The sequence below is a fragment of the Rhizobium quercicola genome, from assembly GCF_021168455.1.
Taxonomy (GTDB): domain Bacteria; phylum Pseudomonadota; class Alphaproteobacteria; order Rhizobiales; family Rhizobiaceae; genus Ferranicluibacter; species Ferranicluibacter quercicola.
Window position 1 is genome coordinate 156,397 of the sequence record NZ_JAJOZR010000012.1, and the last position, 24,953, is coordinate 181,349.

The 24,953-nt window shown below is 67.8% G+C and carries 24 protein-coding genes; 18 read left to right on the forward strand and 6 right to left on the reverse strand.

The features are described from left to right. The first annotated feature begins 455 nt into the window (after window positions 1–455). The 3 genes from LRX75_RS18485 to LRX75_RS18495 all read left to right on the forward strand — a co-directional run bounded on the left by LRX75_RS18485 (window position 456) and on the right by LRX75_RS18495 (window position 3,785). Complete coding sequence (locus LRX75_RS18485) at window positions 456–2,021, forward strand: sensor histidine kinase (RefSeq protein ID WP_231816136.1); 1,566 nt, start codon at window positions 456–458, stop codon at window positions 2,019–2,021. After that, window positions 1,993–3,108, forward strand: a complete 1,116-nt coding sequence (locus LRX75_RS18490) for a peptidoglycan-binding domain-containing protein (RefSeq protein ID WP_231816137.1) — start codon at window positions 1,993–1,995, stop codon at window positions 3,106–3,108. Before LRX75_RS18485 ends, LRX75_RS18490 begins: the two co-directional genes overlap by 29 nt. A 329-nt stretch (window positions 3,109–3,437) precedes the next feature. Then, window positions 3,438–3,785 carry a DUF1491 family protein gene (locus tag LRX75_RS18495; protein ID WP_231816138.1) on the forward strand — a complete coding sequence of 116 codons (348 nt, stop codon included), beginning with the start codon at window positions 3,438–3,440 and terminating at the stop codon, window positions 3,783–3,785. An 18-nt stretch (window positions 3,786–3,803) separates the two neighbouring features. On the opposite strand, the gene LRX75_RS18500 is transcribed toward LRX75_RS18495, so the two are convergent. Both LRX75_RS18500 and LRX75_RS18505 read right to left on the reverse strand, forming a co-directional pair. Further along, window positions 3,804–4,838 (reverse strand): DUF2336 domain-containing protein, encoded by a 1,035-nt coding sequence (locus LRX75_RS18500; protein WP_231816139.1) that lies wholly within the window; start codon window positions 4,836–4,838, stop codon window positions 3,804–3,806. Window positions 4,839–5,411: 573 nt separating this feature from the next. After that, on the reverse strand, window positions 5,412–6,305 hold the full coding sequence (locus LRX75_RS18505; protein ID WP_420851230.1) for an SH3 domain-containing protein: 894 nt from the start codon (window positions 6,303–6,305) through the stop codon (window positions 5,412–5,414). 472 nt (window positions 6,306–6,777) lie between these two features. Between LRX75_RS18505 and LRX75_RS18510 the strand changes: the two genes are divergently transcribed. Further along, window positions 6,778–7,059 carry a hypothetical protein gene (locus tag LRX75_RS18510; RefSeq protein WP_092932722.1) on the forward strand — a complete coding sequence of 94 codons (282 nt, stop codon included), beginning with the start codon at window positions 6,778–6,780 and terminating at the stop codon, window positions 7,057–7,059. A gap of 425 nt (window positions 7,060–7,484) precedes the next feature. Continuing rightward, window positions 7,485–7,682: a hypothetical protein gene (locus LRX75_RS18515; protein WP_231816140.1), complete on the forward strand. Its 198-nt coding sequence runs from the start codon at window positions 7,485–7,487 to the stop codon at window positions 7,680–7,682. Window positions 7,683–7,755: 73 nt separating this feature from the next. Here LRX75_RS18515 and LRX75_RS18520 read toward each other — a convergent pair whose 3' ends face one another. The 3 genes from LRX75_RS18520 to LRX75_RS18530 form a co-directional block, all read right to left on the reverse strand. After that, window positions 7,756–8,301, reverse strand: coding sequence for a DUF1254 domain-containing protein (locus LRX75_RS18520; protein WP_231816141.1), 546 nt, complete (start codon window positions 8,299–8,301; stop codon window positions 7,756–7,758). Further along, the gene (locus LRX75_RS18525; RefSeq protein WP_231816142.1) at window positions 8,294–8,881 is read right to left on the reverse strand and encodes a DUF1214 domain-containing protein; all 588 of its coding nucleotides are present in this window, start codon (window positions 8,879–8,881) and stop codon (window positions 8,294–8,296) included. Before LRX75_RS18525 ends, LRX75_RS18520 begins: the two co-directional genes overlap by 8 nt. 447 nt (window positions 8,882–9,328) lie before the next feature. Beyond that, on the reverse strand, window positions 9,329–11,497 hold the full coding sequence (locus LRX75_RS18530; protein WP_231816162.1) for a transglycosylase domain-containing protein: 2,169 nt from the start codon (window positions 11,495–11,497) through the stop codon (window positions 9,329–9,331). Window positions 11,498–11,791: 294 nt separating this feature from the next. Between LRX75_RS18530 and LRX75_RS18535 the strand changes: the two genes are divergently transcribed. The 3 genes from LRX75_RS18535 (at window position 11,792) to LRX75_RS18545 (ending at window position 14,769) form a co-directional block, all read left to right on the forward strand. Continuing rightward, a complete protein-coding gene (locus LRX75_RS18535; protein ID WP_113150161.1) occupies window positions 11,792–12,259 on the forward strand; it encodes a YcgN family cysteine cluster protein in 468 nt (155 codons plus the stop codon). A gap of 154 nt (window positions 12,260–12,413) precedes the next feature. Further along, window positions 12,414–13,124, forward strand: a complete 711-nt coding sequence (locus LRX75_RS18540; protein ID WP_231816143.1) for a hypothetical protein — start codon at window positions 12,414–12,416, stop codon at window positions 13,122–13,124. Window positions 13,125–13,278: 154 nt separating this feature from the next. Further along, complete coding sequence (locus LRX75_RS18545; protein WP_231816163.1) at window positions 13,279–14,769, forward strand: DNA-packaging protein; 1,491 nt, start codon at window positions 13,279–13,281, stop codon at window positions 14,767–14,769. A 1,117-nt stretch (window positions 14,770–15,886) separates the two neighbouring features. Here the strand turns inward: LRX75_RS18545 and LRX75_RS18550 are convergent. Then, the gene (locus tag LRX75_RS18550; RefSeq protein ID WP_231816144.1) at window positions 15,887–16,051 is read right to left on the reverse strand and encodes a hypothetical protein; all 165 of its coding nucleotides are present in this window, start codon (window positions 16,049–16,051) and stop codon (window positions 15,887–15,889) included. A 336-nt stretch (window positions 16,052–16,387) separates the two neighbouring features. On the opposite strand from LRX75_RS18550, the gene LRX75_RS18555 reads away from it, so the two are divergent. From LRX75_RS18555 to LRX75_RS23440, 10 genes are all read left to right on the forward strand, one after another. Next, the gene (locus LRX75_RS18555; RefSeq protein ID WP_231816145.1) at window positions 16,388–16,747 is read left to right on the forward strand and encodes a hypothetical protein; all 360 of its coding nucleotides are present in this window, start codon (window positions 16,388–16,390) and stop codon (window positions 16,745–16,747) included. Window positions 16,748–16,925: 178 nt separating this feature from the next. Continuing rightward, on the forward strand, window positions 16,926–17,243 hold the full coding sequence (locus LRX75_RS18560) for a hypothetical protein (RefSeq protein WP_231816146.1): 318 nt from the start codon (window positions 16,926–16,928) through the stop codon (window positions 17,241–17,243). Window positions 17,244–17,371: 128 nt separating this feature from the next. Beyond that, window positions 17,372–18,064, forward strand: a complete 693-nt coding sequence (locus LRX75_RS18565) for a response regulator transcription factor (protein WP_110799759.1) — start codon at window positions 17,372–17,374, stop codon at window positions 18,062–18,064. Window positions 18,065–18,095: 31 nt separating this feature from the next. Next, window positions 18,096–19,484, forward strand: coding sequence for an ATP-binding protein (locus tag LRX75_RS18570; RefSeq protein WP_231816164.1), 1,389 nt, complete (start codon window positions 18,096–18,098; stop codon window positions 19,482–19,484). 183 nt (window positions 19,485–19,667) lie between these two features. After that, complete coding sequence (locus LRX75_RS18575; RefSeq protein ID WP_231816165.1) at window positions 19,668–20,096, forward strand: hypothetical protein; 429 nt, start codon at window positions 19,668–19,670, stop codon at window positions 20,094–20,096. A 214-nt stretch (window positions 20,097–20,310) separates the two neighbouring features. Then, entirely contained in the window at window positions 20,311–21,465 is a 1,155-nt protein-coding gene (ccmI, locus tag LRX75_RS18580; RefSeq protein WP_231816147.1) for a c-type cytochrome biogenesis protein CcmI, read from the forward strand. A gap of 8 nt (window positions 21,466–21,473) precedes the next feature. Continuing rightward, window positions 21,474–21,923: a cytochrome c maturation protein CcmE gene (gene ccmE, locus LRX75_RS18585; RefSeq protein WP_231816166.1), complete on the forward strand. Its 450-nt coding sequence runs from the start codon at window positions 21,474–21,476 to the stop codon at window positions 21,921–21,923. Further along, window positions 21,920–23,908, forward strand: a complete 1,989-nt coding sequence (locus LRX75_RS18590) for a heme lyase CcmF/NrfE family subunit (protein ID WP_231816148.1) — start codon at window positions 21,920–21,922, stop codon at window positions 23,906–23,908. The genes ccmE and LRX75_RS18590 overlap by 4 nt, the downstream gene beginning before the upstream one ends. Before the next feature lie 32 nt (window positions 23,909–23,940). Then, window positions 23,941–24,399, forward strand: a complete 459-nt coding sequence (locus tag LRX75_RS18595) for a cytochrome c-type biogenesis protein (RefSeq protein ID WP_231816167.1) — start codon at window positions 23,941–23,943, stop codon at window positions 24,397–24,399. A gap of 415 nt (window positions 24,400–24,814) precedes the next feature. Continuing rightward, window positions 24,815–24,953 (forward strand): helix-turn-helix domain-containing protein (locus LRX75_RS23440; protein ID WP_420851161.1); only part of this gene is annotated, 139 nt, incomplete at its 3' end.

The window sequence follows — 24,953 nt, forward strand, 5'->3', positions numbered from 1 at the left end:
CAACACGGCCTTGAAAACGAGACCTGTATTTGAGGCGTCTTTTCGTAAAATGCGATCGATCTGCCTTTGATCCGCATTTGAAGGGCATTTGAGGCAGTCGTGTTAAGGGTCAAGGCGGCGACCGCGCGTCCGCCCCCTGCAAATGCGGCTTCCGGCAGTGGCTGCGCCTGCCACAGTGGTTAAATTAACCCGAAAAACACCATTATTTCAACGGTTACGCCACGTTAACCACAACAAACGAAGGGCGTCCGAATCCGGCTCGGGAAGGCCGGTGACGCCGTTTTGCAACAGTTCGGGTGTCGTCACTTAGAGTTTCATTAAGCCGCCGGTGAGACATTCGCCCTCAGTCCGATGACGATCGTCCCGCCCTTTGTGATGGCCGGAAACGACCGGCACGGACCGTCATAAACAACCGGGGCAGGACGTTCCGGGCAACGAAAAATGCAGGGTCGGGCGTGACAATTGTGCGGAACATCGCTGGAAGGTTTGCGTCCCGCGTGGACGATGCCGCCAGGCTCTGGTTGCCCCGCCCGGCACCGACGGAGCGCGAGCTCTCCGCCATCCGCACCGTTGCAGCCTGCGCTCTCATCGCCTTCCCCGTCGCTCCGCTGGCGCTTGCCGCCGTGCTGCCGCTGTCGCTGGCCCTGCCGGTCGGCGCGGGCCTCGTCGGCGCGCTGACGCTGGTCGGCGGTCTCGCCGCCGTCGGCCTTGCCGGCCGCGAGGCGCAGCCGCTGCCGCCCGCCGAGACGCCCGTCGCCCCTGCAGCACGCGCCTATGATCTCTTTTCCGGCCTCGTGACGCTGCACGACCTGCGCGGCTCCGTGACATCCGTGCACGGGCGCGACGCGGCCGGCTTCCTCGCCTGGATGCGCGACCCGACCGGCCGCGGCTTCATCGAGCAGATCCACGTCTCCGACCGCATCGCCTTCCTGCGCGCCATCGACGCCATCCGGCTCGGGGCCGACGCCGAGACCGTCGAGCTTCGGCTGGAGCGCGGCTCCATGACGGAAGGCGGCGCGCAGCTTCTGCATATGCGGTGCGAACTCGCCGCCATCGTCGAGGGCGGCGCGCTGTCGGCCATCCTCGTCCAGTCGCGCGACATCTCCGCCGAGGTGGCGCTGAAGGCCGATGCCGCCTCGAAGGCCGCAGCCGCGGAAAGCGCGAACGACGCGAAGACGCGGTTCCTCGCCGCCGTCAGCCACGAGCTGCGCACGCCGCTCAACGCCATTCTCGGTTTCTCCGACATTCTCTCCGGCGAATATTTCGGCCGGCTGGAAAACGATCGCCAGCGCGAATACGTTGCCTTGATCAACCAGTCCGGCGCCCATCTCCTCTCCGTCGTCAACACGATGCTGGACATGAGCAAGATCGAGGCGGGACGCTACGAGCTGATCGCCGAACCCTTCGTCGTCGCCGATGCCGTCTCCGCCTGCGAGGCGATGCTGGGCCTGCAGGCCGAGGCCAAGGGCGTGAAGCTCGCGAGCCGCGTCATGCGCGGCGTCGGCGAGGTCCATGCCGACCGCCGCGCCGTGCAGCAGATCCTCATCAACCTCGTCGGCAACGCCATCAAGTTCACCGACGCCGGCGGCATCGTCACCGTCGATGCGGAAATCGTCGGCGCCGACCTGCGCCTCACCGTCAGCGACACCGGCATCGGCATCCCCGCGGAAAAGCTCGCCTCTCTCGGTCAGGCCTTCATGCAGGTCGAGAACGAATATACCCGCAAATACGAAGGCACCGGCCTCGGCCTGGCGCTCGTCAAAGGGCTGGTGGCGCTGCATGGCGGCCGTTTCGAGATCTCCAGCCGCCCGCGCGAAGGCACGGCGATCCGGATCAGCCTGCCGCTCGACGGCTCCGGCATCCGCGATGCCGATCACCTTGCCGACGCCGACAGCGTTGCAGATTTTCCGCCGCGCCTGAAAAGCCAGGCCGGCTCCACGTCCCTGAACCCCGCGACCGACGCGTCCGGGGTTGAGAAAGGAGGTGCGGCAGATGGCGAAGCCTACGCGAAAACAGCCTGACCGACGCAAAGCACCCGCCGCCACACCGGCAAGAGGCAAGGCGAGCGCCAGGGGCGCCACCGCGCCGAAGCGAAAGGCAACGTCGCGACCGAACATCGTGCTGCGGGCCGCCTCCGGCATGCTGCGTCTGGCGCTGCGCAATCCCGCGATCTTCGGCGGGACCGCGGCGTTTGCCGTCGTGTTCGGCTTCGTCGCGGCCAATGCGCTCTGGTATCAGCCCGGCCACCACCCGTCGCCGCTGATGCGCACCCGTCTGCCCTTCACCCATCCCGATCCGGCGCGGGTGTCGCTGAGCGAACCGCAGGACGCGCCGGACCCGAGCAAGGTCACCACCTTCGTCATCCGCCGCGAGGACGAGGTGGGCGAGGCCGAGCCGGGGCAGGTGCCGGCCGAGGCGCTGCCGACCGGCGAGCGCACCGCCAGCGTTCCCGCAGCCGACACGCTGGCCACGCTGCCGGGTGAGCCGGAACCTCGCCCGGATGCGACGCCCGACCTCGACCCGGCGCGCCTCGTGCGCGCGGTTCAGGCCGAGCTCGCGCGACACGGCTTCTACGACGGCGAGGCCGACGGCCGCCTCGGACCGAAGACCACGGCGGCGATCCGCCGGTTCGAGCAGGCGAACGGCCTGCCGCAGACGGGCATCGTCAGCCAGGGCCTGCTCACGGCCCTGCAAGGCGGGGCGTCCGCATCGTCCGGCATCGCCACGATCATGCCGGCCCCGCGCCCGACGGCCATTCCGCCGGCGCACAAGCCGGCCGCAAGGACGACAACCGAGATCGACCCGATCGCCGCCGCGATCCGTGCCGCCGAGGGCGGCGCCGAGGCGAAGCCGAAGCCCGCACCTGCCAAGCCCGCCGAAACGGCATCCGCCGACACCGGCCCGTCCGCCGCGAGCGGCCCCGGCCTCGTCATGTCCATCCAGCGGGGCCTGTCGAACCTTGCCTATACCGACGTGTCGATCGACGGCGTGGCGGGCGACCAGACCCGCATGGCCATCCGCCACTTCGAAAAACACTACCGCCTGCCGGAAACGGGCGAGCCGAGCGCGGCCGTGCTGAAGAAGATGAAGGAAATCGGCGCGATCTGAGCTGGTGGCGCCCGGCTGATTGCCTCCTGACAGCCGTGTTCCGGTGTCGGGCATTGCCACCCCCTGCCGTCATGCTCGGGCTTGTGCAGCGTTCTGCTGCACAGCCTGCGGATCTGGAGGACCATGGTGTTTGCGGGGACGACATCAGATGCTCGGGACAAGCCCGAGTATGACGGAGGGGAGGCGTGGAAAACACAATCGCTTGAGCGGATTCCGAGTCTTTTCGGAATCAACGTGCGAACCGCTTCGCGAAGCGGTGGAAAATACCGCTCCTAACCGCCTGTGCCGGCAGCGATAGACGCCGCCCTTTGCCCGCGCTATGCAGGGCCATGCGCCTGCGTTCCGACATCTTCGTTTCCGCCATCACCCGGCGCGTCTTTTCGCGCGGCGACTACGCGGCTGTGCTGCGCAAGGGGGCCGAGGCGGCGGGGGCCATCTTTATCCGCCAGCGGACCCGGGACGGGCAGGAAACGCTGTTCGGCCCGGCACCGCAGAGCCTGGTGACGGCCGAGGAAGAGGGCGGGCGGCTGTTCGAATGCCGCCTCTCGTCGCCCGATGCGAACGCCATCGACGCGGCGCTCGCCCGCGAGATCCGGTTCGATCCGGATTGCTGGATCGTCGAGCTGGAAACGCAGGACGTTTCCGATCTTTTCGAAACCATCACGCCGGACGGCTGACACCTGGTCTGAGACCGGTCAGCGTGCCCCGCGCGTCAGGTTGCGGCGGTAGAAGGTGGAGGCGATCTGCTGCGTCTGGTTGGCGGGGGCGGGGTAGGCGGCCGGCTGGCGCGGGTCTTCCGCGCGCTCCGGGCCGAGCATCGGCGCGTGGCGCGGACCGGTGCTGCGGCCACCCTCGCGGCGCGCATCGTCCGCGGCGATCCAGCCTTCCACGCGGGTCTTCGCATCGACCGGGTCGATCCCGTCGAGCAGCGCATCGCAGCGCGTTCCCGCGCCGCTTCGTTCGCCGAGATAGGGGTAGAGCGTGGTAAGCATGCGCACCATTTCCGCGCGCGGCGTGCCGAGCGCCGACAGGGTGACGGCCAGCTGCCAGCCGGAGACGTCGAGGACGAGGCGTTCCCCGAAGACGGCCGAGCAGTCGAGCGCATGCGACAGGGTCGCGGCGAACAGATTGACCTCGCCCGAGCGGGAGAAGCGCACGAGGAGTGCTTCATGCGTGGCGTCGAGCGCCACCAGCGGGCGGCGGGGTGGGGCCGCAGGTGCCGCCAGCGGCTGGCCGGCGGTGCGGGCAAGCGCCTTCAGCTCCGCGCGCAGGCGCTCCTCGCGCTCCAGCGAGGCGCTCGCGGCGGGAGGAGCGGGTGAAGCGGGCCGCGCCGCCTCCGGCACGGAGGCCGCCGGGCGGGGCGTGCTGTCGCGCCGCTCGACAAGGGCATCGACCACCCGGACGCTGAGGTTCTCGCGACGGGCGATGGCATTGGCGTGGGAGGGGCTCTGGTTGCGGATGATGTCGAGGAGGACGCGCTCCTCGATCGAGACGGCGCGGGTGAGAAACAGGGCGGCGATGGCGATGGGGGCGCTGCCGATCTGGAGGGCGACGGACGGGGGCACATGGGGGCTTCTGGCAAGGGCCGCTGCCGCCTGCCGGCGCGCCTCGTCGCTAGAGGCTGCAAACAGCGGCTCGAACAGCTCGCAGAACTGTTTGAGATCGGAGGATCGCGGCTGGCGAAGCCCTTCGAAACTCGACACCGTTGCCATCAGCACCGCGTCTTTCACGCGGCCGTTCTGCGGTCTTTCCAAATCACGAAACCGGTTCGCCACACGTCCACCTCATACGCAAAACACCGACGCATCCCTCGGCAAGGCACCCCTTGCCCGCGTTCAGGGCGCAGGCCTCGTGCCACCGTTTTCCGCTCACACGTCTCCTGAACGTCGCCGCGCAAGGCCTTGACGTGTCTGGAATCCGCGATGCAGGTGTCCCGGCGATGGCAACGAGCGCGCCATGCGACGGAGATTATGCCGACGTGGTTAACATCGGCTTAAGGGCGTGCGATCCTGGGGCAGGTATTGGGTGATGTGTGACAGGGGCCCGCAAGGCTTGGTTGCACGCGGGTGGCGGGCGGATGGGGCCGCCGTGAGACCGTTTCCCGGTTGATCGATTCCAGCGTCGGGTGCCGAGCATCTGCTGCACGGCCCGCGATCTGGAGAACCATGGAGTTTGCAGCGACGACAGCAGAAGCTCCGAACAAGCCCGAGCATGACGGAGGAGAGGGAGGTGCTCTCATTTAACGCAACAGGCGGCGCCGTGGCCGGCGCCGCCTGTTGTCTCATGCGATGGGGAGCGGCTGCTTACAGCGTGCAGCCGGGCTCGCCGATCTCGCAGGCGCCGCGGCGGTCGCGATCGCGGTCGCGGCGATTGTCGTTGCCGCCGTCGAGGTTGGGCCGTTCCAGAACGCCACGATCGGGGTTGTTCCGGTCGTTGTCGCGACGGTTGTCGTTGTCTCGGCGGTCGCCATTGTCGCGACGGTCGAAATTCTGACGGTCATTGTCCCGCCGATCATTGTCGCGGCGATCCCGGTCGAACTGCGGACGATCCCGGTTGCCGTCATTGTCGCGGTCGAAGCGGGGACGGTCGCGATTGCCGTCGCGGTCCCGGTTGCGGTCCCGCTCGAAGTCGGGGCGATCGCGGTCGAAACGCGGGCCGTCATTGTTGAAGCGATCGCGGTCCCGGTCCCGCTCGAAGCGGTCCCGATCCCGGTCGCGCTCGAAGCGGGCGCGGTCCCGGTCCCGGTCGCGGTCGAAACGGGGACGATCGCGGTCCCGTTCGAAACGGTCCGGGCCGCCGCGCCAGTATTCGCGGTCGCGATAGAAGTCGCGGTTCCGGTAGTTGCGATCCCAGTAATTGCCGAGTTCGAAGGTGACGGTGGGGATGCCGAGCGGTCGGTAGTAGCGCGGCGCGACATAGACGCGGCTGCGCTGGTACTCCGCCTGCACGTAGGAGCCGGAGACCCAGCCGCGACCGCGCGAAAAGGACACGTCGCACCAGTTGGCATCCGCAAGGCAGCCATGGATTTCGACGGGCGCGCCGACGGGAATGACGACGACGGCCGGGTAGCGCGTGCTGGGGCCGGAGCGCATGTTGACATTGGCGGTGGCAAAGCCCTCCGCAGCGCTGGCCGCGACCGGCGCGAGCAGCGTGGTGGCGAGCGCGATGCCGGACAGGATGGATTTGACGGAATACACTCTAGGGTCCTCCAGTAGCTTTCCGGCTTCGGGCCTGCGGGCGGGTGGCTGGCAGACCGTGCCGAATGATATTGAGCACGGTAAAACACGCCCATATGATGGCATCGTCCGCCCGTCCCGCCGCTCCGTCCGCTGTGCGACACGGGCGGAGCCGTATCGATCGACCATGCCGGGAAAGGTCCTTTCCCAAGGCAGGTCGTCATGCAGGCAGGATCGGGTAGGCCCGGAAAAACGCCCTCACACGAGATGTGGCGAAGCAGAAAACAGCGTCTGCCTGTTTTTGTTCCTAGGCCGCCCGGCCTGAACGGATCCTGAACGAGGAGGACGGGCGTTTTCGGACTCCGGCGTCCGCGCGGCTTCGGCACTGAAGTCCGCGCGGGCAGCCTCCTGAAACGGGGGGTGTTTCGGCAAGGCGGGGAACAAAATCGACCACCGGCCGTTAAAGCGGCAGTTCGAACAGGAGCCCCGGACAATGATCGATAAGAAATTCGCCACCGTTTCCAGCACAGAAGCCGAAGTCGAAGCCAGCGTTGCCAAGAGCGACCTCGACAGCCAGATCTCCGATCTGCGTGCCGAAATCGCCCGCCTGACCGACTCGGTCTCGGCCATCGGCAGCGGCGCGAAGGCCGTCGTCCAGTCCGAAGCCGAAGTGCTGACGGAGCGCCTGCGCGACCGCGTTCGCGAAGAACCGGTCACCACGCTGCTGACGATCGCCGGCGTCTCCTTCGTGCTGGGCCTTCTCGCCCGCCGCTAAGACCGCACGCGCGTCGTCAGGACGCACTGCCATTCAGCCGCAATGTCCGTGAGGGAGATTGCGGCTGTCGGCGACTGGAGCGCAGGGCGCTCCGGGAGATGCCGAAGACGTTTTCATGCGAATCATGGGTTTCAACGGGCGGACGGCAGGTTTTCGGGATGTTTTCCATCGCTAGGTTTGGGGTATCCAAAGTTAAGACCTTGTTTACTAAGCTGTGGCCCAATCATCTTGCGGGCAGACACGCTTCGAACGAACCGCATGCCTCGCAGTATGAACCGAAATACATCCGGAATCACCCGGAAGAAGGAGCAACGAGAACGGCGCTCATGGCTGACCCCGACGGGTCGGTGAAGCGTCAGCCCGACGAGGGCAGGATGAAATCTGTTTCAAGTTCATCCGTCTCATCCCGTTCATTGGAGACGAGAATGGCAGATGTAATCAGACTTCAGGACCGCCAGCACCGCGGCGGTCGCAAGATGAACGCTGGCGGAACACGCCAGGACGCGACGATCCTGCTCTTCACCGGCATTCGCTACGAGCGCATGGACGGCGTGACCCTTCCCAAGGTTCCCACAGGCGTTTCCGCGATCAAGCCGCTGAACGGCTCGACCCAGAAACACTGAATCCGCAGACATTCTTTTTCCCCGCGCGATCCGGCGCTGCCATGGCGCGACGGTTTCGCCCGGGACAAGGCCCCTATCGGGACAGGGGCTCGCAACCCGCTTCGCTGAGGAAGGTGCTGGCCGCCGCCTCGTAGCTGCCGAGCGGCGCGAGCGCGCGAAGGACGGCGTAGCCTTCGTCTTCCGGCATTTCGACCGTGATGGTCTGTCCGATGGTGTCCGCCGGCTGTTTGCGCAGCTCCACGAGCTGCAGTGGCGTCGCGGCCACCACATCCACCCGGTCGTTCACCGCCGTCGCATCGCTCATGCTGAAGATTTCGTTCGATCCGGAATCGTAGATGGCGAGCGACCAGAAGGGCACGTCGCCCGACGCCGTAAACCGCACCGGACCGCCCAGCACCGAGAAACCGCAGACCGCGACCCGGAGATAGGGATCGTCGTTGGACAGACCCGTCGGCCCCGGCGCCGAGGTCAGCGGGAAGAAGCTGTCCATCTCGTAGAGCCCGAGCACCCGGCTATAGGCATCCTCCGCCGTGAAGCGGGGCAGCGCGAGGACGATGACGATGTGCAAGAGCGCGGCACCGATGAGCCCGACGAGGACGGCATAGAGAAGGCTACGCATCGCCGCACCCCCGCGCGATGATCTTCGGCATGACCAGTTCGATCGCCCCGGAGGAATTGGCGGTCGGCGCGTCGAGGAGGGTGAGGACGAGGCGGAAACGGCCGGGCTCGGTGATCGCCAGCCAGTTGTCCGCCTGCGCATCCGGCGCGACATGGATGATGAAGGACGTATCGGCGGCGCGCAGCACGCTCCAGGCGTTGAGCGCGACAGGCAGCGTCTCCGACGCCGTCAGCGGCCGGTCGGCCGTGTCGGTCGCAAACAGCGTCCAGAAGCGCGCCGGCGGCGTGTTGCCGACGATGTCGTAGCGGCAGGCGCCGGAAAGCGCGCGGCCGGCATCGTCCGTGTCCGCCGTAAACCGCATGCCCTCGGCCTTGCCGTAAAGCAAGCGCCCGGCCCGCGCCCGGTGGGCCTTGGCATAGGGGTCGGTATCGGCCGTCTGCGCATTGGGATAGGCGACCCATGGCCCGAGGCGGATGGAGCCGAAGCCGGTGGAGGCCTTGAGCGCGGACAGGCTCACGGCAATGCCGCCGCCGAAGGCGACGCACAAGGCGAGTGCGACGAGAAAGGGCACGCGAAACATCAGGACTGGCTGCTTTTTGGCGAGGAGGGTCGGGGGTGGCGCGGGGAGGATGGCGCCAGAAAGGAAGACCCTCTCTGGCCTGCCGGCCATCTCCCCCATAAGGGGGGAGAGGACTCCGGGGATGCACCCAGCTCTTGTCCAGAACGTCTCTTCAGTGGGCGAGAGGCCCGCCCCGAGTCTTCTCCCCCCTTGTGGGGGAGATGCCCGGCAGGGCAGAGAGGGTCTTTCGTTTCTAACCCGCTGAAACGCGCGCGCTGCAGCTGCCCCTCATCTGCCTGCCGGCATCTTCTCCCCGTTCTGACGGGGAGAAGAGACGCGCGGCGCGGGTTTGCCGTGACCAAAGAGGTCGCGCGGCACACGTCCCCTCTCCCCGCATGCGGGGAGAGGGTTAGGGTGAGGGGCTGCCGCAGGTTTGACAGAGAAGCGAGGACGCGCATCGTCATCGCGTCAGTTGCTGGCGGCGTCGGGCGCCGGTTCGGGGGTGGCGCTGGCGACTTTGCCGGGGGTGCTTTCGAGCGGCGGGGCGGTTTCGAAGCGGGTGGCGAGGGATTTGAGGAGGCGGGTGACGTCGCCCGAGAGCATGCGGGGGCGCACGAGCGGGGGAAGGGCGTTCTCCTCGGTCTTGGCGACCGCGGCAGGGGGCTTCTCCTTCTTCGACGGGGCCACCGGCGGGGCGATGCCGGGGATGGGGCGGTGGTCGATGCCGGTCTCGGCGTAATCCATCAGGCGCTTGAAGGCGATGGCGGGCAGGGAGCCGCCGGTCATGTTGTTGGTCGAGGTATAGTCGTCGTTTCCGAACCAGACGGCGGCCGTGTAATCCCCGGTGAAACCGACGAACCAGGCATCGCGGTAGGACTGCGTGGTGCCGGTCTTGCCGCCGGCGACGACGCCGTTGTCGAGGGCGGCCTTGCGGGCCGTGCCGATGATCGGGATCTGCGTCAGCATGTAGTTCATCGAGGCCGTGGCCTTTTCGCTGAGCACGCGCTGGGCCGGCGGCGCATCGCGGTTGAAATCGTAGAGCACGTCGCCGTCGTAGTTGAGGATCTGGCTGAGGCCGTGGCGGCGCGCCTGCAGGCCGCCGGCCGGGAAGACGGCGTAGCCGGTCGCCTGGTCCATGACGGTGAGTTCGGAGGTGCCGAGCGGAATGGTCTTGTCCGGCCGGATCGGCGTCTCCACGCCGAAGGCCTTGGCAAGCTCGACGATGCGCGGAATGCCGAGCGTCTCCTTGGCGAGCCGCACCGGCACCGTATTGATGGAGCGGGCGATGGCGCTGAGCAGCGTGACCTTGCCGGAGAAGCTGCGGCCGTAGTTCTGCGGCGACCAGCGGCCCCAGGTGATCGGCGCATCGCTGATCGTCGTCTCCGGCGTCATGCCCTTTTCCATGGCCGCGGCATAGGTATAGGCCTTGAACGAGGAGCCCGGCTGGCGCAGCGCCTTGGTGGCGCGGTTGAACTGGCTCTCGCCGTAATCCCGCCCGCCGACCATGGCGCGCACGGCACCGCCGTTCTCGATCATGACCAGTGCGCCCTGTTTGACGCGGTAGCTTTCGCCGTACTGGCGCAGGCTGGATTCGATCGCGTCCTCCGCCGCCTGCTGCAGGCCCATGTCGATGGTGGTGCGCACGATGAGGGAATGCTGGGCGAAGGGGGCGGCGATGCGCTGGACCTCGTCGAAGGCCCAGTCGAGGAAGAAATCGGGAGCCGTGACCTCGGCGCGATCGACCACGGAAGCCGGATGAAGCCGTGCGGCGACCACCTGTCCCTCGGTCATCAGCCCGCCCTGCACGAGGTTGGTCAGCACCTCGTTGGCGCGGGCGCGGGCGGCCGGCAGGTTGACGTGGGGGGCGTAGCGGGCCGGGGCCTTGAACAGGCCGGCGAGCATGGCGCTTTCGGCCAGGTTGATATCGGTGATGGCCTTGCCGAAATAGAACTGCGACGCCGCCGCCGCGCCGAAGGTGCCGCCGCCCATATAGGCGCGGTCGAGATAGAGGCGCAGGATCTCCTTTTTCGAGAGGTTGCACTCCAGCCACACGGACAGGAAGGCTTCCTTGATCTTGCGCTCGAAGGTGCGCTCGTTGGACAGGAACAGGTTCTTGGCGAGCTGCTGCGTCAGCGTCGACCCGCCCTGCACGACGCCGCCGGCGCGCGCATTGACGGTCATGGCGCGGGTGAGGCCGAGGAAATCGATGCCCCAATGGTCGAAGAAGCGGCGGTCCTCGGTGGCAAGCACCGCCTTGACCAGCGTATCCGGCAGCTCGTCCACGGGAAAGCTGTCCTCGTGGATGATGCCGCGATGGCCGATCTCGTTGCCGTAGCGATCGAGAAACGTCACGGCGAAATCGCTCTGCGCCAGCCAGTTGCCCTTGGTTTCCTGAAAGGCGGGCAGCGCCAGCGCCAGCAGCACCACGGCCCCGACCGTGCCCCAGGTCATGCCTTCGCCGAGCAGCTCGAACACCGCCCGTTTCCAGCCGCGCACGCGAAACCGGCGAAAGAAGATGGTGATGTCTTCCCACCATTCGGCAAGGCGGAAACCGGTGTGCCAGACGGTGGAATCGATGAAGGCATCGATGCGCAGGAGGATATGGCGCTTCTTCGGCAGCTCCGCCGGAGGCGGCATGGCCGGGCCGCCGGGGGACGCGGCGCCCTCCGGTGGTGTGTTGTCGGGAATGTCGTCGCTCGGGCTTGTCAACGCTTCGGACCGTCCTCACTCTCGCGCGGTGTTTCGATGTCGCACAGGCTGCTGGCGAAAGCAGGCTTTTTTCGCGCGGGATGGCGCTATACTGCCACGCGGCGACCTGCCCTTCCACGGGGATATGTCGCAACAGCCTTAAAATTCCGGAAATACAGACTTACCTAGCGCGGCGCCGCACACCGGTATAGACGAAGCGGGCAAAGACGACGGAACGGATCCATGGGCGACCTCCCTTTCTGGAAGACGAAGACACTGGAGACGATGAACGGCGCGGAGTGGGAAAGCCTCTGCGACGGCTGCGGCCTGTGCTGTCTCAACAAGCTCGAGGACTGGGATACGGGCGAGATCGCCTGGACCTCGATTCGCTGCACGCTGCTCGACGGCGACACCTGTCGCTGTCGCGACTACCCCAACCGGCAGGCGACCGTGCCGGACTGCATCCAGCTGACGCCGCAGCAGGTGCGCGAGCTTCCCTGGCTGCCGCCGACCTGCGGCTATCGCCTCGTGCGCGACGGCCGCGACCTCTACTGGTGGCATCCGCTGGTTTCCGGCGACCCGGAAACGGTGCACGCCGCCGGCATTTCCGCGCGCGGACGCACGGTGAGCGAGGACGACGTCGATATCGACGACTTCGAATATTACCTCGCGGACTGGCCGACCGATGGCGGCGAGACATCGGAATTCTGATTATTTTCCCGAACTAGGAAAATAGTCCTTGACGGCGTGACGGTCCTCCTGTAGGTTTTGCGTATGGTCGGAAATGTGCGGATGCGGCGGGGCCGCGGCCCACAGCCGGCCTTTTTCATTCCGGGATTTTCTTCTTTCACGACAGGACGATGCGATGACCGACGGGACCTACGATCCGGCGCTGTTCGGCGCGTGGACGGCGCCATATGCCTATGGTGTCGGCGTCTATGACCCGGGCGCCGATGGCCTGGGCGCCTCTGGTCTGGCGCCGGCTCTGGACGGCGAGCCATTCGATGACGCGTTCCGGCTGATCCTCGACCGCAAGGCGGCCGAAATCCCCGCCGGCGAGGAGCTGGTGGACATGCTGAACGGCATGACGCGGGAACTGCGCGAGCAGATGCAGATGTTCCAGATGCTGCGCCAGCAGACCGACCGCCGGCAGGCGGATGCCGGCGAGGAGATCGACCGCAAGACGGCGCAGGCCGATGCCAAGGCCGCGATCGAGGCGATGTCGCTGATCGTGCGGACGCTGGAAAAGATCGACAGCCTGCAGCGCACGCTGGCGCAGGACCGGGAACGGCGGGACGCGGAGGCACTGGACGATGCGGGCTACCAATCTCTTCTCGACAAAATCGAGGCTCTGGTCGAGCAGCGCGCTGTCGAGCGTGGCCGGGCGTTCGAGACGGCGCCGGCGCGCGACGGCGGCGAGCGCGATACCGCGGGCGACAACAGAGCACGCGGGGACGGAGCGGGCGGGGACGGAGGGGGCGGGCACGCAGGTGCAGCCGGCGCTGTGGCTCTGGCTGGCGACGATTCCATGCCCGCCGTCTGCCGAGACGGCACCCCCCTTGCGCCCTACGGATGAGCGCGATGCGGCGGTGGCCGCGCGGCGTCGGCGGATCGATGCGGCGATGTGGGCGCGGTTCGTGGTGATCGTTTCGGGTTTCGAGGATGGTGTGACACGGGTCGAAGAAGACTGGGAACGCAGGATGGCGCAATTGCGCGACCTGCGGCGGCGCATGGCGGAGGCGAGTGATGGCGGCGGTTCCGCCAGTGCCGGACTGGCCGCGATGATCGCCGGGGGTGCCGTTGCCAAGCCGCCCGCGCCAGCCCCGGTTTTGCCGACGGGTGGGTCCGGTGCGGGGCAGGGGCCGACGAGGGCGTGTGACGGGTCGGTTCGGCTGGGCGGGGCGGGCTCTTCTCCGAAAGGGGACGGCGGAACGCAGACCAGCGGTTTTGCGGCCTGGCTCGCGGCGGCGGCGGCGGGGGGTCTCTCGCCGGTGCTTCTCGCGCGCCTCGCCTCCGACTGGCGGCTGACGGGGCGGCCCGAGCAGCGGCCGCCGCCCGGCGACTGGCGGGTCTGGCTGCTGATGGGTGGCCGCGGCTCCGGCAAGACGCGGGCGGGATCGCACTGGGTGCAGGATCTCGCGACCGCCCCCGGCGCCCGGCCGGGCCTGCGCATCGCGCTGGTGGCGGAAACGCTGGGCGATGCGCGCGAGGTGATGATCGACGGCATCTCCGGCATCTGCCGGGTAGCGACGCGGCAGCGGCCGGACTTCGAGGTCTCGCGCCGCCGGCTGGTCTGGCCGAACGGGACGATCGCCCAGATTTTCTCCTCCGAGGACCCCGAAAGCCTGCGCGGCCCGCAATTCGACTATGCCTGGTGCGACGAGCTGGGAAAATGGAAACATGCGCAGGCGACCTTCGACATGCTGCAGTTTGCCCTGCGGCTGGGGCCGGACCCGCGCATTCTGGTGACGACGACGCCCCGGCCGATCCCCATCCTCAAGGCGCTGGCCGCCGATCCGGCGACGGTGCTGCGGCGCATCCGCACCACGGACAATGCCGGCAATCTGGCGCCGGGATTTCTCAAGGCGATGGATGGGCGCTATGGCGGCACGCGGCTCGGGCGGCAGGAACTCGACGGCGAGATGATCGCCGATCGGGAGGATGCGCTGTGGAACCGGGCGGCGATCGAGGCGCTGACCCTGCGGGATGTCGGCCCGCTCGGCCGCATCGTCGTGGCGGTCGATCCGCCGGCGGGTGCGGGGGCCGACAGCTGCTGCGGCATCGTGGTGGCCGGCATCGACGGGCGGGGACGCGCGGTGGTGCTGGCGGACTGCTCGGTGGAGGGCGCAAGCCCCGCCGGCTGGGCGGCGGCCGTGGTCCGCGCCTTCCGCCGCTTCGACGCCGACCGCATCGTCGCCGAAATCAACCAGGGCGGCGACATGGTGGCCGCCGTCCTGCGCGGCATCGACGCCCGCCTGCCGATCACCACCGTGCGCGCCAGCCGCGGCAAGTGGCTGCGGGCCGAACCCGTGGCGGCCTTGTACGAGCAGGGCCGCGTGGTGCATGCCGGGGCGTTTCCGGCGCTGGAAGACCAGATGTGCGACTTCGGCGCGGACGGGCTCTCGTCGGGACGGTCGCCGGACCGGCTGGATGCGCTGGTCTGGGCGCTGACGGCGCTGATGCTGGAGGGCGGGGGCGAGCCGCGGTTGCGGATGGTGTGACGGTGTCGGGTGTTTGCGGGTGTGGCGGTGCGGATCTGGCGCCATTCGTTCTCGAGGCGGTTGATGGGGCGTTGCGGGCGTGGCGGCCCCTCATCCCGCTGCCGCGACCTTCTCCGCGCGCGCGGGGAGAAGGGACCTGGGGCTGGCTCTCCGCGCGTGGGGCGAAGAGACCTGGGGCGGGCCGCTCGCGTTTGTCTCTCGCAAAGGCTGATGATGGGGGCGAGTGCAAGCCGCCTGTCCCTTCGCCCCGCCTGCGGGGAGAAGGTGCCGATAGGCGGATGAGGGGCTTTGGGATCTGACGGAAAACAGCGCTCTTGTCTTGCTCGCTCCTGAGATCTGACGGAGAACGACCCTCTTGGCTCGCGCTGGCCCGACGCGTGCCGCAAACGAAAAGAGGCGCAACCGGTGTGCGCCTCTCGTCTCTCTCGTCCCTCTCCAACCGACCTCGGTCGCCTAGTTCGCGATGGCCGGTGCGGGTTTGGCGGGGGCGGGTGTGGCGGTGCGGATCTGGCGCCATTCGTTTTCGAGGCGGTTGATGGGGCGTTGCGGGCGTGGCGGCCCCTCATCCCGCTGCCGCGACCTTCTCCTCGCGCGCGGGGAGAAGGGACCTGGGGCTGGCTCCCCGCGCGCGGGGCGAAGGGACCTGGGGCGGGCCGCTCGCGTTTGTCTCTCGCAAAGGCTCATGATGGGGGGCGAGTGGGATGCCGCGTGCTCCTTCGCCCCGCCTGCGGGGAGAAGGTGCCGGCAGGCGGATGAGGGGCTTTGGGATCTGACGGAGAACGACCCTCTTGTCTTGCTCGCTCCTGAGATCTGACGGAGAACGACCCTCTTGGCTCGCGCTGGCCCGACGCGTGCCGCAAACGAAAAGAGGCGCAACCGGTGTGCGCCTCTCGTCCCTCTCGAACCGACCTCGGTCGCCTATTTCGCGCCGGCCGGTGCGGGCTTGGCGGGGGCGGGTGTGGTGGTGCGGATCTGGCGCCATTCGTTTTCGAAGCGTTCGAAAAGGCTCTGGGAAATCGTCTTGACGGTCATGGTCTCTCCTTAACGCGACGGTTGAGTGCGACAAAAACGCACATTGGGCACAAAGGTTCCGCGGACAAGGCCGCGGGGCGGAAGGTCAGTCGCGCGCGGTCGCGGCGGGGCGGGCATCCGTGCGGGCTTCGGCACGCGGGGTGGCGACGGCGACAGTGCGCATCTGCTGCCACTCGTTCTCGATGCGGCTGAGGAGATGCGGCGGAATGGTTTCGCGGGTCTGGGTCTGCGTCTTTTCTGTCGAGGTCATGCCGTCTCTCCCTGTTGGTTTTTTAAATTCGACCTTGAGTGGCCGGTCCCGCCTGCTGGATTTACGCTGGCAGAGCCTAAACAAAAAGTAAATCAGTGCCTTAAGAGGTTTAAACGATTTAGTTTTCTTAAATCGATTGTATTGCGCATTTTTCGTGACAACCAGGCGTCGGCCTGTGCCGGCGAAGAGGGGATCATCGGATGGACAGGGCTGTGTTTTTCGCCACCGTCCGCCGGACGCTGTTCGGCGGCCGGCTGACGAGCGGGCAGGTGGCGGGAATGGGGGCGATTCTCGACAGGGCGCGGGCGGGGCCGGCCGGCCGGTGCGGCGGAGACCGTGAGCTTTGCCGGCGGCCTGCGCGCGCAGACGCCGCTCGCGCCGGTGCATCTGAGCGCCCGGCGGGATGCGGCCGGCAACCTCACGCTCGGGTGGATCCGCTGCGCGCGCGCCTCCGCCGACGCCTGGCTCGACGGGGAAACGCCGCTCGACGAGCCCGTGGAGGCCTACCGTGTCGAGATCCTCTCAGGCACGCAGGTGGTGCGCGCGAGCGACACGACCACGAACGCGCTCGCCTATCCGCTGGCGCAGGAGATCGCGGATTTCGGCGCGCGGCAGAGCCAGCTGTCGGTGCGGGTGCGGCAGCGGGGGCAGGTGGTGGCGCTCGGGCTTGCGGGCGAGGCGCTGCTGGCCGTGTGAGGCGGGACGGGCGGATCGTCTCTGTGAATTGCGCGCGGGGACGGCGCAACCTTCGATCGGACGGCGGATCAGGGCTTGATCCGGAGCGGAGAAAGTGGCGTAAGTCGCGCATTCATTCGCCATTCAGGCAGGGACCCCTAATACACACGCAACACCTCGGAAATGCGAAAGTGCGTTCATGCCGTCACCGCTGATCATCGCGATGCTCGCCGGAAGCCTGGCCGGAAGCCTGATGGTGCTTCCGCTGCCGACGGCGGCGGCGCCTCTCGGGTCCTGGGCCGGGGGCGGGGCCGGTGCCGCCGTGGCGGAGGTGGACGCCCTGCAGGTCGCGCCGGTTTCCGGCGACTGCAGCTCGGCGGCCTCGCAGGTGGTCGAGCAGACCGGCGGCGACCTCCTGTCGGTGCAGATGACCTCCGACGGGCAATGCGTGGTGACGGTGCTCATTCCCGGCAATGGCGGACGGCCGAAAAAGGTAACGATGCGGGTGCCGATGTAGATCGGCCCCGATGCCCCTCATGCCGACCGTGGCTCTTGCATCGGATGGCGGGGCCGGGCACTGAACGCAATGCTGCCGGGCTTGCCCGGTAAGGTCCGTGACGACGGACAGACGGAGAGTGGGATCTGATGCGCATTCTGGTGGTCGAAGACGACGTGAACCTCAACCGGCAGCTGACCGACACGCTGAAGGAGGCCGGCTATGTCGTCGATCAGGCTTTCGACGGCGAGGAGGGGCACTATCTCGGTGAGGGCGAACCCTACGACGCCATCATTCTCGACATCGGCCTGCCCGAGATGGACGGCATCACCGTGCTCGAAAAATGGCGTGGCGCCGGCCGGCGCATGCCGGTGCTGATCCTCACCGCCCGCGACCGCTGGAGCGACAAGGTCGCCGGCATCGACGCCGGCGCCGACGACTACGTGACGAAGCCGTTCCATGTCGAGGAAGTGCTCGCCCGTATCCGCGCACTCATCCGCCGCGCGGCGGGCCATGCGACGTCCGAGATCGTCTGCGGCCCGGTGCGGCTGGACACCAAGGGCTCCAAGGCGACGGTCAACGGCATCGCGCTCAAGCTGACCTCGCACGAATTCCGGCTGCTCTCCTACCTCATGCACCATATGGGACAGGTGGTGTCGCGCACCGAGCTGGTCGAACATATGTACGACCAGGATTTCGACCGGGACAGCAACACGATCGAGGTCTTCGTCGGCCGGCTGCGCAAGAAGATCGGCAACGACCTGATCGAGACCGTGCGCGGGCTCGGCTACCGCATGCAGGCGCCGGGTGTCGCGGAAAATGGCATGGCGGAAAAGTCTTGACGCGGCCCGTGAAAAGCCGGCGGGGCTGATGCTGCGGCTGCAATCCCTCACCGCCCGCGTTCTTCTCGTCTCCACCATCTGGGCGGCGGCGGCGCTCGTGGTGATCGGCGTCGTCATTTCGACGCTCTACCGGCAGGGGTCGGAGCGCGGCTTTCAGGACCTGCTGCGGGCGCAGCTCTACAATGTCATCAACTCGATCGTCGTCAACGACAAGGGCGTGCTGGCCGGCAGCCCGCAGCTGGGCGACCTCAGGTTCTCGCAGCCGCAGACGGGCTGGTACTGGATTGTCGAGCCGATCGGCGAATTCAACACGCCGCCACTGGTCTCGACCTCGCTCGGCTCCGGCAAGCTGCCGATCGTCAGCGTCGACGACGTGCCGTTCGACATTCGCTACGAGCGTTTCTATACGACGCTCGACAGCTTCGGCAACGAGGTCGAGGTGGCCGAGACCGAAGTGGTGCTCGACATTCAGGGTCGAACCGCGCGGTTCCGCATCGCGGGCAACCGCGACGTGCTCGAGGCCGATATCAACGATTTCAACCGCAATCTCTATCTGGCGCTGGCGATCTTCGGCTTCGGCGGGCTGGGCATGAACGCGCTCGCCATCCTCTTCGGCCTGCGCCCGCTGGACCAGGCGCGGCGGTCGCTCGAAAAGATCCGGGCGGGAGAGAGCGAGCGGCTGGACGGGGTGTTTCCGCGCGAGATCCAGCCCTTGGCGAGCGAGGTCAATGCGCTGATCGACAGCAACCGGCGCATCATCGAGCGGGCGCGCATGCAGGTGGGCAACCTCGCGCATTCGCTGAAGACGCCGCTCGCCGTGCTGATCAACGAGGCGCGCGTGCTGGAGGCGCCGCATGGCGAGCTCGTGCGCAGCCAGGCCGACGCCATGCAGGTGCAGGTTCAATCCTACCTCAACCGGGCGCGCATCGCCGCGCAGCGCGAATCCGTGCTGGCGCGCACCGAGGTGGAACAGGCACTGGAGCGGCTGGTGCGCGTGATGCGCCGCCTGCATTCGGAAAAGACGTTTCTTCTGACGATCTCGCCGCCCAACCTCGTGCTGGCGATGGAGCAGCAGGACGTGGAGGAGACCGTCGGCAACCTGCTCGACAATGCCGCGCGCTACGCGCTCGGCGAAGTGCGGATCACCGCGCATCTCTCGGGCGAGGGCGTGCAGGGGCTCGATCCCGGACGGCGGGCCTGGATTACGGTGGATGTGGAGGACGACGGGCCGGGCATCGCGCCCGCACAGATCGCCATGGCGATGAAGCGCGGCCGGCGGCTGGACGAAAGCAAGCCGGGCACGGGGCTCGGCCTGTCGATCGTGCGGGAAATCGCCGGCGAGTATCACGGCACGCTGGCCATGGACCGCGCCGACATCGGCGGCCTGAAGGCGACGCTGGTGCTGCCGGCGGCCTCGTGACGGGCCGCGCGAGGTGCGGCGTGCTTTTTCGACACGCATCGGCGGGAAACGACCGGAGGTGGTTGCTTATTTCGCGATGAGCTGTTGCCCGCGTTTTGCGGCGATGCAAAATACACGCATCGACGCTTGCCCATGAAACCCGGATCCGCTTCGCGCATGACAGACAGACACCGTTTCCCCCGCATGATCCCGCTGGCAACGACGGGGCTTCTCATCGCCCTGGGTGCGGCGAGCGGCTGCGCCTCCAAGTCCGCCGGGCCGACGACGGCCGCACTGGGCGGCGTGGCGACGCGGGGGAGCGCATCGTCCTCATTCATCGCGGCGCTGGGCAACGGCATCATCGGCCAGAACGCCAATGTGAAGCTGTCGGGTGCGGATCGCCAGCGGGCGCTGGAGGCCGAGTACCGGGCGCTGGAGGCCGCTCCGGGCGGCCAGCCCGTCGTCTGGCAGGGCAACGGCATGCGCGGCTCGGTCGTCGCGGCGGCGCCCTATCAGGTGGGCTCGCAGAACTGCCGGCAGTACAGCCACACGGTGACGGCGGGCACCGCCGACAACGTCGCGCGCGGCGTCGCCTGCCGCAACGCCGATGGCTCCTGGACGCCGCTGACCTGACGCGGGCACGGACGGTCGGCGGGCGCCGGGCCGGGTGTCGCCGTGCCGGCAAGGACCTCAATTTTCCGTCATGCCCGCTTTGCCGATTGGAACCCGGCTGTGCCCATAGTATGGCTGCCATCGGAGCCTGATCCGTCTGCCGCGGCGACATCATGGACGGGCCGGAGGACGGGGCGCCATGTCGGGCGTGCCGTGAGGGCTTGAAAGACTGGACATGCTGTTCTGGATCATCGTTGCCGTGATGACCGCCGCCGTCGCGGCGCTGCTTCTTCTGCCGCTTTTGCGCGCAGGCGCGCCCGGCATGGTCGCCGGCCAGCATGATGCCGAAGTCTACCGCGACCAGCTGGACGAGCTGAAACGGGATGCGCGCAACGGGCTGATCCCGCCCGAGGAGGCGGAGCTCGCCCGCGCCGAGATCGCCCGGCGGCTGCTGGCCGCAAGCGCCAGGGCCGAACGGTCGGCGGGCCCGGAAGGGACGTCTTCGGCCTGCAGGGCCAACCGGCTGGCACAGGCCGCGGTCATCGTCGTTCTGCCCGTGGTCGGGCTTTGTCTGTACATGACGACCGGCAGCCCGGAGCTGCCCGATGCGCCGCTGGTCGCGCGTCTCGCCGATCCCGGCGACGACATCGAACTCCTGATCGCGCAGGCCGAGAAGCAACTGGCCGCCAACCCGGACGACGGCGCCGGATACGATGTGCTGGCGCCGATCTACTATCGCAGCGGCCGTTTCGACGACGCCATCTCCGCCTTTTCCAACGCGATCCGCCTCAACGGCCCGTCGCCGCAGCGGCTCGGCGGCTATGCCGAAAGCCTGATCGCCCGCTCCGGCGGGCTGGTCGCGGCCGAGGCGCGCACGGCGCTGGAGCAATCGCTGGCTTTGCAGCCGAACGATCCGCGCGCCCGCTTCTACCTCGCGCTGGGGCTGGAGCAGGACGGCAAGGCGGCCGAGGCGCTGACGGCGTTTCGCGAGATCGTGCAGACATCGCCGGCCGGCGCGCCCTGGCTGCCGCTCGTCAACGAGCACATCGCCGCGCTGGCGCCGGCGGGTGGCGCACCCCCCGCCGACGCGGCCAGGCTGGGCGGGCCGGATGCCGCGGCGATCGCCGATGCCGCGACGATGAGCACGGACGACCGGCGACAGATGATCGAGGGCATGGTGGCGAGCCTTGCCGCCAAGCTGAAGGACGATCCCGCCAACCTCGAGGGCTGGCAGCGGATCATCCGCTCCTATGCGGTGCTGGGCGAGACCGCCAAGGCGGAAGGCGCGCTGCGCGAAGGGCTCGCCGCTTTTCCGCGCGCGGGAGACGGCGGCCGGCAGCTGCTGGCGCTGGCGGCGGAACTCGGCATCGACACGGGGAGAGCACCATGACGCTGAAGATGACGCGCAAGCAGAAGCGTCTGACGCTGATCGCCGGCGGCGTCGGCTTTCTCTCTCTGGCCGTGCTGCTCGTACTCTTCGCCTTCAGCCAGGCGGTGGCCTATTTCTATGTTCCCGGCGATCTCGAAAAGGCGCATGTTGCGCCGGGCACGCGCATCCGGCTGGGCGGGCTGGTGGCGACCGGCTCCGTGGAGCGCAGTGCGGGCACGACGGTGACGTTTACCGTGACGGATACGCTGGCCAAGGTGCCGGTGACCTATACCGGTATGCTGCCCGACCTGTTTCGCGAGGGGCAGGGCGTGGTGGCGGAAGGCGCGATGAACGAGGCCGGCGTGTTCGTGGCCGACACGGTGCTGGCCAAGCACGACGAGACTTATATGCCGAAGGATGTGGCCGACCGGCTGAAGGCGCAGGGCGTCTCGCTCGGCGGGCAGGAGACGATCCGATGATCGCCGAACTCGGGCATTACGCGCTGGTGCTGGCGCTGGCGACCAGCCTGCTGCAGGCCGCGCTGCCATCCATCGGCGCCGTCCGGCGCGACGCGGGCCTGATGGCGAGCGGCACTTCGGCGGCTTACGCCACCTTCATCCTCGTGGCGCTCTCCTTCGCGGCGCTGACGCATGCGCATGTGACCTCCGACTTCTCCGTCGAGAACGTCTGGGCCAATTCGCATTCGGCGATCCCGCTCCTCTACAAATTCTCCGGCGTCTGGGGCAATCACGAGGGCTCGATGCTCCTGTGGATGCTGATCCTGACTTTTTTCTCGGCGCTGGTCGCGTTCTTCGGCGGCAATCTTCCCGCGACCCTGAAAGCCCATGTCCTGTCGATCCAGGCGCTGATCGCGACCGCCTTCGCGCTTTTCGTGCTCCTGACCTCCAACCCTTTCGCGCGGCTGGTGCCGGCGCCGGGCGAGGGGCAGGATCTCAACCCCGTGCTGCAGGATGTCGGGCTCGCGATCCATCCGCCGCTGCTCTATCTCGGCTATGTCGGCTTCTCCGTCTGCTTCTCCTTCGCCGTGGCGGCGCTGATCGAGGGCCGGCTGGACGCGGCCTGGGCGCGATGGGTGCGGCCCTGGACGCTGGCCGCCTGGAGCTTTCTGACGGCGGGCATCGCCATGGGCTCCTACTGGGCCTATTACGAACTCGGCTGGGGCGGCTGGTGGTTCTGGGATCCGGTCGAGAACGCCTCCTTCATGCCCTGGCTGGCCGGCACCGCGCTGCTGCATTCCGCCCTGGTGATGGAAAAGCGCGAGGCGCTGAAGATCTGGACGGTGTTGCTGGCGCTGATGACCTTCTCGCTGTCGCTGCTCGGCACCTTTCTCGTGCGCTCCGGCGTGCTGACCTCGGTGCACGCCTTTGCGACCGACCCGCGCCGCGGCATCTTCATCCTCGTCATCCTCATTCTCTTCATCGGTGGCGCGCTGACGCTGTTTGCGATCCGTGCCGCGCGGCTGAAGGCGGGCGGGCTGTTCGCGCCGATCTCGCGCGAGGGCGCGCTGGTCTTCAACAATCTCATCCTGACGACCGCTGCCGCGACCGTGCTGACCGGCACGCTCTATCCGCTGGCGCTGGAGGCGCTGACGGGCGACAAGATTTCCGTCGGGCCGCCCTTCTTCAACATGACCTTCGGCCTTCTGATGCTGCCGCTGCTCTTTGCCGTGCCCTTCGGCCCGCTGCTCGCCTGGAAGCGGGGCGACGTGCTGGCGGCCGGCCAGCGGCTGTTTGCGGCCGTCGCCTTCGGGCTGCTGGTCGGCGCGGGCATCGCCTATGCGCAGGGCGGCGGGCCGGTTCTGGCGCTGCTCGGGATCGCGCTCGGCGCCTATATGATCGGCGGCGCGGTGACGGATCTCGTGCTCCGCTCCGGCCTCGGCAAGGTTTCGCCCGGCACCGCCTGGCGGCGGCTGTCCGGCCTTCCGCGCTCGAGCTTCGGCATGGCGCTCGCCCATGCCGGCGTCGGCGTGACGGTCATCGGCATCGTCGCCGTGACGGCGTTCCAGAGCGAGCACATCCTGGCGATGACGCCGGGGCAATCGACGGAGGCCGGCGGATACGCGCTGCGCTTCGATGGCGTGAAGGCGGCGCAAGGACCGAACTACACCGAAGAACGCGGTCATTTCACCATCAGCCGCGCCGGCATCGTCGTCGCCGACGTCTGGTCGTCGCGCCGCCTCTACACCGCGCGGCGCATGCCGACGACGGAAGCGGGCATCCTGAGCTTCGGGGCGAGCCAGCTCTACGTTTCGCTGGGCGACGACCAGCCGGATGGCGGCGTCGTCGTGCGCATCTGGTGGAAGCCGCTGATTCTCTGCATCTGGGGCGGCGCTGTGCTGATGATGCTCGGCGGCGCGGTCTCCCTCAGCGACCGACGCCTGCGCATCGGCGCGCCCGCGCGGGCGCGAAAGCCGGTCCGTAGCCTGCCCGAGGCCGCGGAATGACGATGGCCCGACTGGCGCGCACGGGCATGCGGATGGCGGGGACGATGCTCGTCGCCCTGATGCTCGCGCTCCCGACGCTCGGGCCGGCATGGGCGGTGAACCCGGACGAGGTGCTGGCCGATCCGGCGCTGGAGGCGCGGGCGCGCGCGCTGTCGGCGCAGCTGCGCTGCATGGTCTGCCAGAACCAGTCGATCGACGACAGCAATGCGGAGCTCGCCAAGGACCTGCGGCTGATCGTGCGCGAACGGCTCGCCCGCGGCGACGCCGACACCGCCGTGATCGACTATGTCGTCTCGCGCTATGGCGAATTCGTGCTGCTGAAACCGCGCTTCGAGGCCAAGACCCTGATCCTCTGGGGCACGCCGGTCCTGCTGCTGGTCGCCGGCGCCGCCGCCATGCTGCTTGCCGCCCGTGGCCGTCGGCAGTCGCGGGTGGCGGGGGTGCCGCTGTCTGCGGAGGAAGAGGCGCGGCTGGATCAGCTCCTGAAGTAAGCCGAATACTTTATGGAGTTTATCCAATTATATGGATGTGTTTAGGTTTATAGCGCCATATTTGACGGCGAGGTGAACGGCGGTAAACTCTGTGCAATCGGTAGATCTTTACATCTGCATGGCGGAGCTGGGGAGCGGCCCTTACCGATCGGGCGACGTCGCCGAGCGTATGGGCGAGACGGTTACGAGCCTCGGGCCGACGCGGTCCAGCATCATACGCAAGGGCATGATCTACAGCCCGTCCCATGGGGATATCGATTTCACGGTTCCTCTCTTTGCAGACTATCTGCATCGGACCCGGGAGATCGGTCGCGGCGCCTGATGGCTAGAGTCTGTCTGCGGGTAACGGAATCGGGGGCTGGCATTTTGTGTTGTTTTCTGATTCCGTATGGATTTTAGCGGGAGGCTTTCAGCAATGCCGAAGTCACTTTCGTTGGATTTGCGCAGCCGGATTGCGGCGGCTGTCGTGCAGGGTGAATCGGTTCGATCTGTTGCGCGACGGTTCGATGTGTCGGCTGCGAGTGCGGTGCGGCTTGGGCAGAAGTTGCGGGCGG

Coding starts and splice junctions, on each gene's coding strand:
- LRX75_RS18540 (WP_231816143.1), top strand. CDS start 12,414: ATGACCGACGGGACCTACGATCCGGCGCTGTTCGGCGCGTGGACGGCG.
- LRX75_RS18525 (WP_231816142.1), bottom strand. CDS start 8,881: ATGTTTCGCGTGCCCTTTCTCGTCGCACTCGCCTTGTGCGTCGCCTTC.
- LRX75_RS18595 (WP_231816167.1), top strand. CDS start 23,941: ATGGCGGGGACGATGCTCGTCGCCCTGATGCTCGCGCTCCCGACGCTC.
- LRX75_RS18590 (WP_231816148.1), top strand. CDS start 21,920: ATGATCGCCGAACTCGGGCATTACGCGCTGGTGCTGGCGCTGGCGACC.
- LRX75_RS18515 (WP_231816140.1), top strand. CDS start 7,485: ATGGCAGATGTAATCAGACTTCAGGACCGCCAGCACCGCGGCGGTCGC.
- LRX75_RS18560 (WP_231816146.1), top strand. CDS start 16,926: ATGCCGTCACCGCTGATCATCGCGATGCTCGCCGGAAGCCTGGCCGGA.
- LRX75_RS18530 (WP_231816162.1), bottom strand. CDS start 11,497: ATGCCGCCTCCGGCGGAGCTGCCGAAGAAGCGCCATATCCTCCTGCGC.
- LRX75_RS18550 (WP_231816144.1), bottom strand. CDS start 16,051: ATGACCTCGACAGAAAAGACGCAGACCCAGACCCGCGAAACCATTCCG.
- LRX75_RS18545 (WP_231816163.1), top strand. CDS start 13,279: ATGGCGGAGGCGAGTGATGGCGGCGGTTCCGCCAGTGCCGGACTGGCC.
- LRX75_RS18510 (WP_092932722.1), top strand. CDS start 6,778: ATGATCGATAAGAAATTCGCCACCGTTTCCAGCACAGAAGCCGAAGTC.
- LRX75_RS18490 (WP_231816137.1), top strand. CDS start 1,993: ATGGCGAAGCCTACGCGAAAACAGCCTGACCGACGCAAAGCACCCGCC.
- ccmI (WP_231816147.1), top strand. CDS start 20,311: ATGCTGTTCTGGATCATCGTTGCCGTGATGACCGCCGCCGTCGCGGCG.
- LRX75_RS18535 (WP_113150161.1), top strand. CDS start 11,792: ATGGGCGACCTCCCTTTCTGGAAGACGAAGACACTGGAGACGATGAAC.
- LRX75_RS18495 (WP_231816138.1), top strand. CDS start 3,438: ATGCGCCTGCGTTCCGACATCTTCGTTTCCGCCATCACCCGGCGCGTC.
- LRX75_RS18520 (WP_231816141.1), bottom strand. CDS start 8,301: ATGCGTAGCCTTCTCTATGCCGTCCTCGTCGGGCTCATCGGTGCCGCG.
- LRX75_RS18565 (WP_110799759.1), top strand. CDS start 17,372: ATGCGCATTCTGGTGGTCGAAGACGACGTGAACCTCAACCGGCAGCTG.
- LRX75_RS18575 (WP_231816165.1), top strand. CDS start 19,668: ATGATCCCGCTGGCAACGACGGGGCTTCTCATCGCCCTGGGTGCGGCG.
- ccmE (WP_231816166.1), top strand. CDS start 21,474: ATGACGCGCAAGCAGAAGCGTCTGACGCTGATCGCCGGCGGCGTCGGC.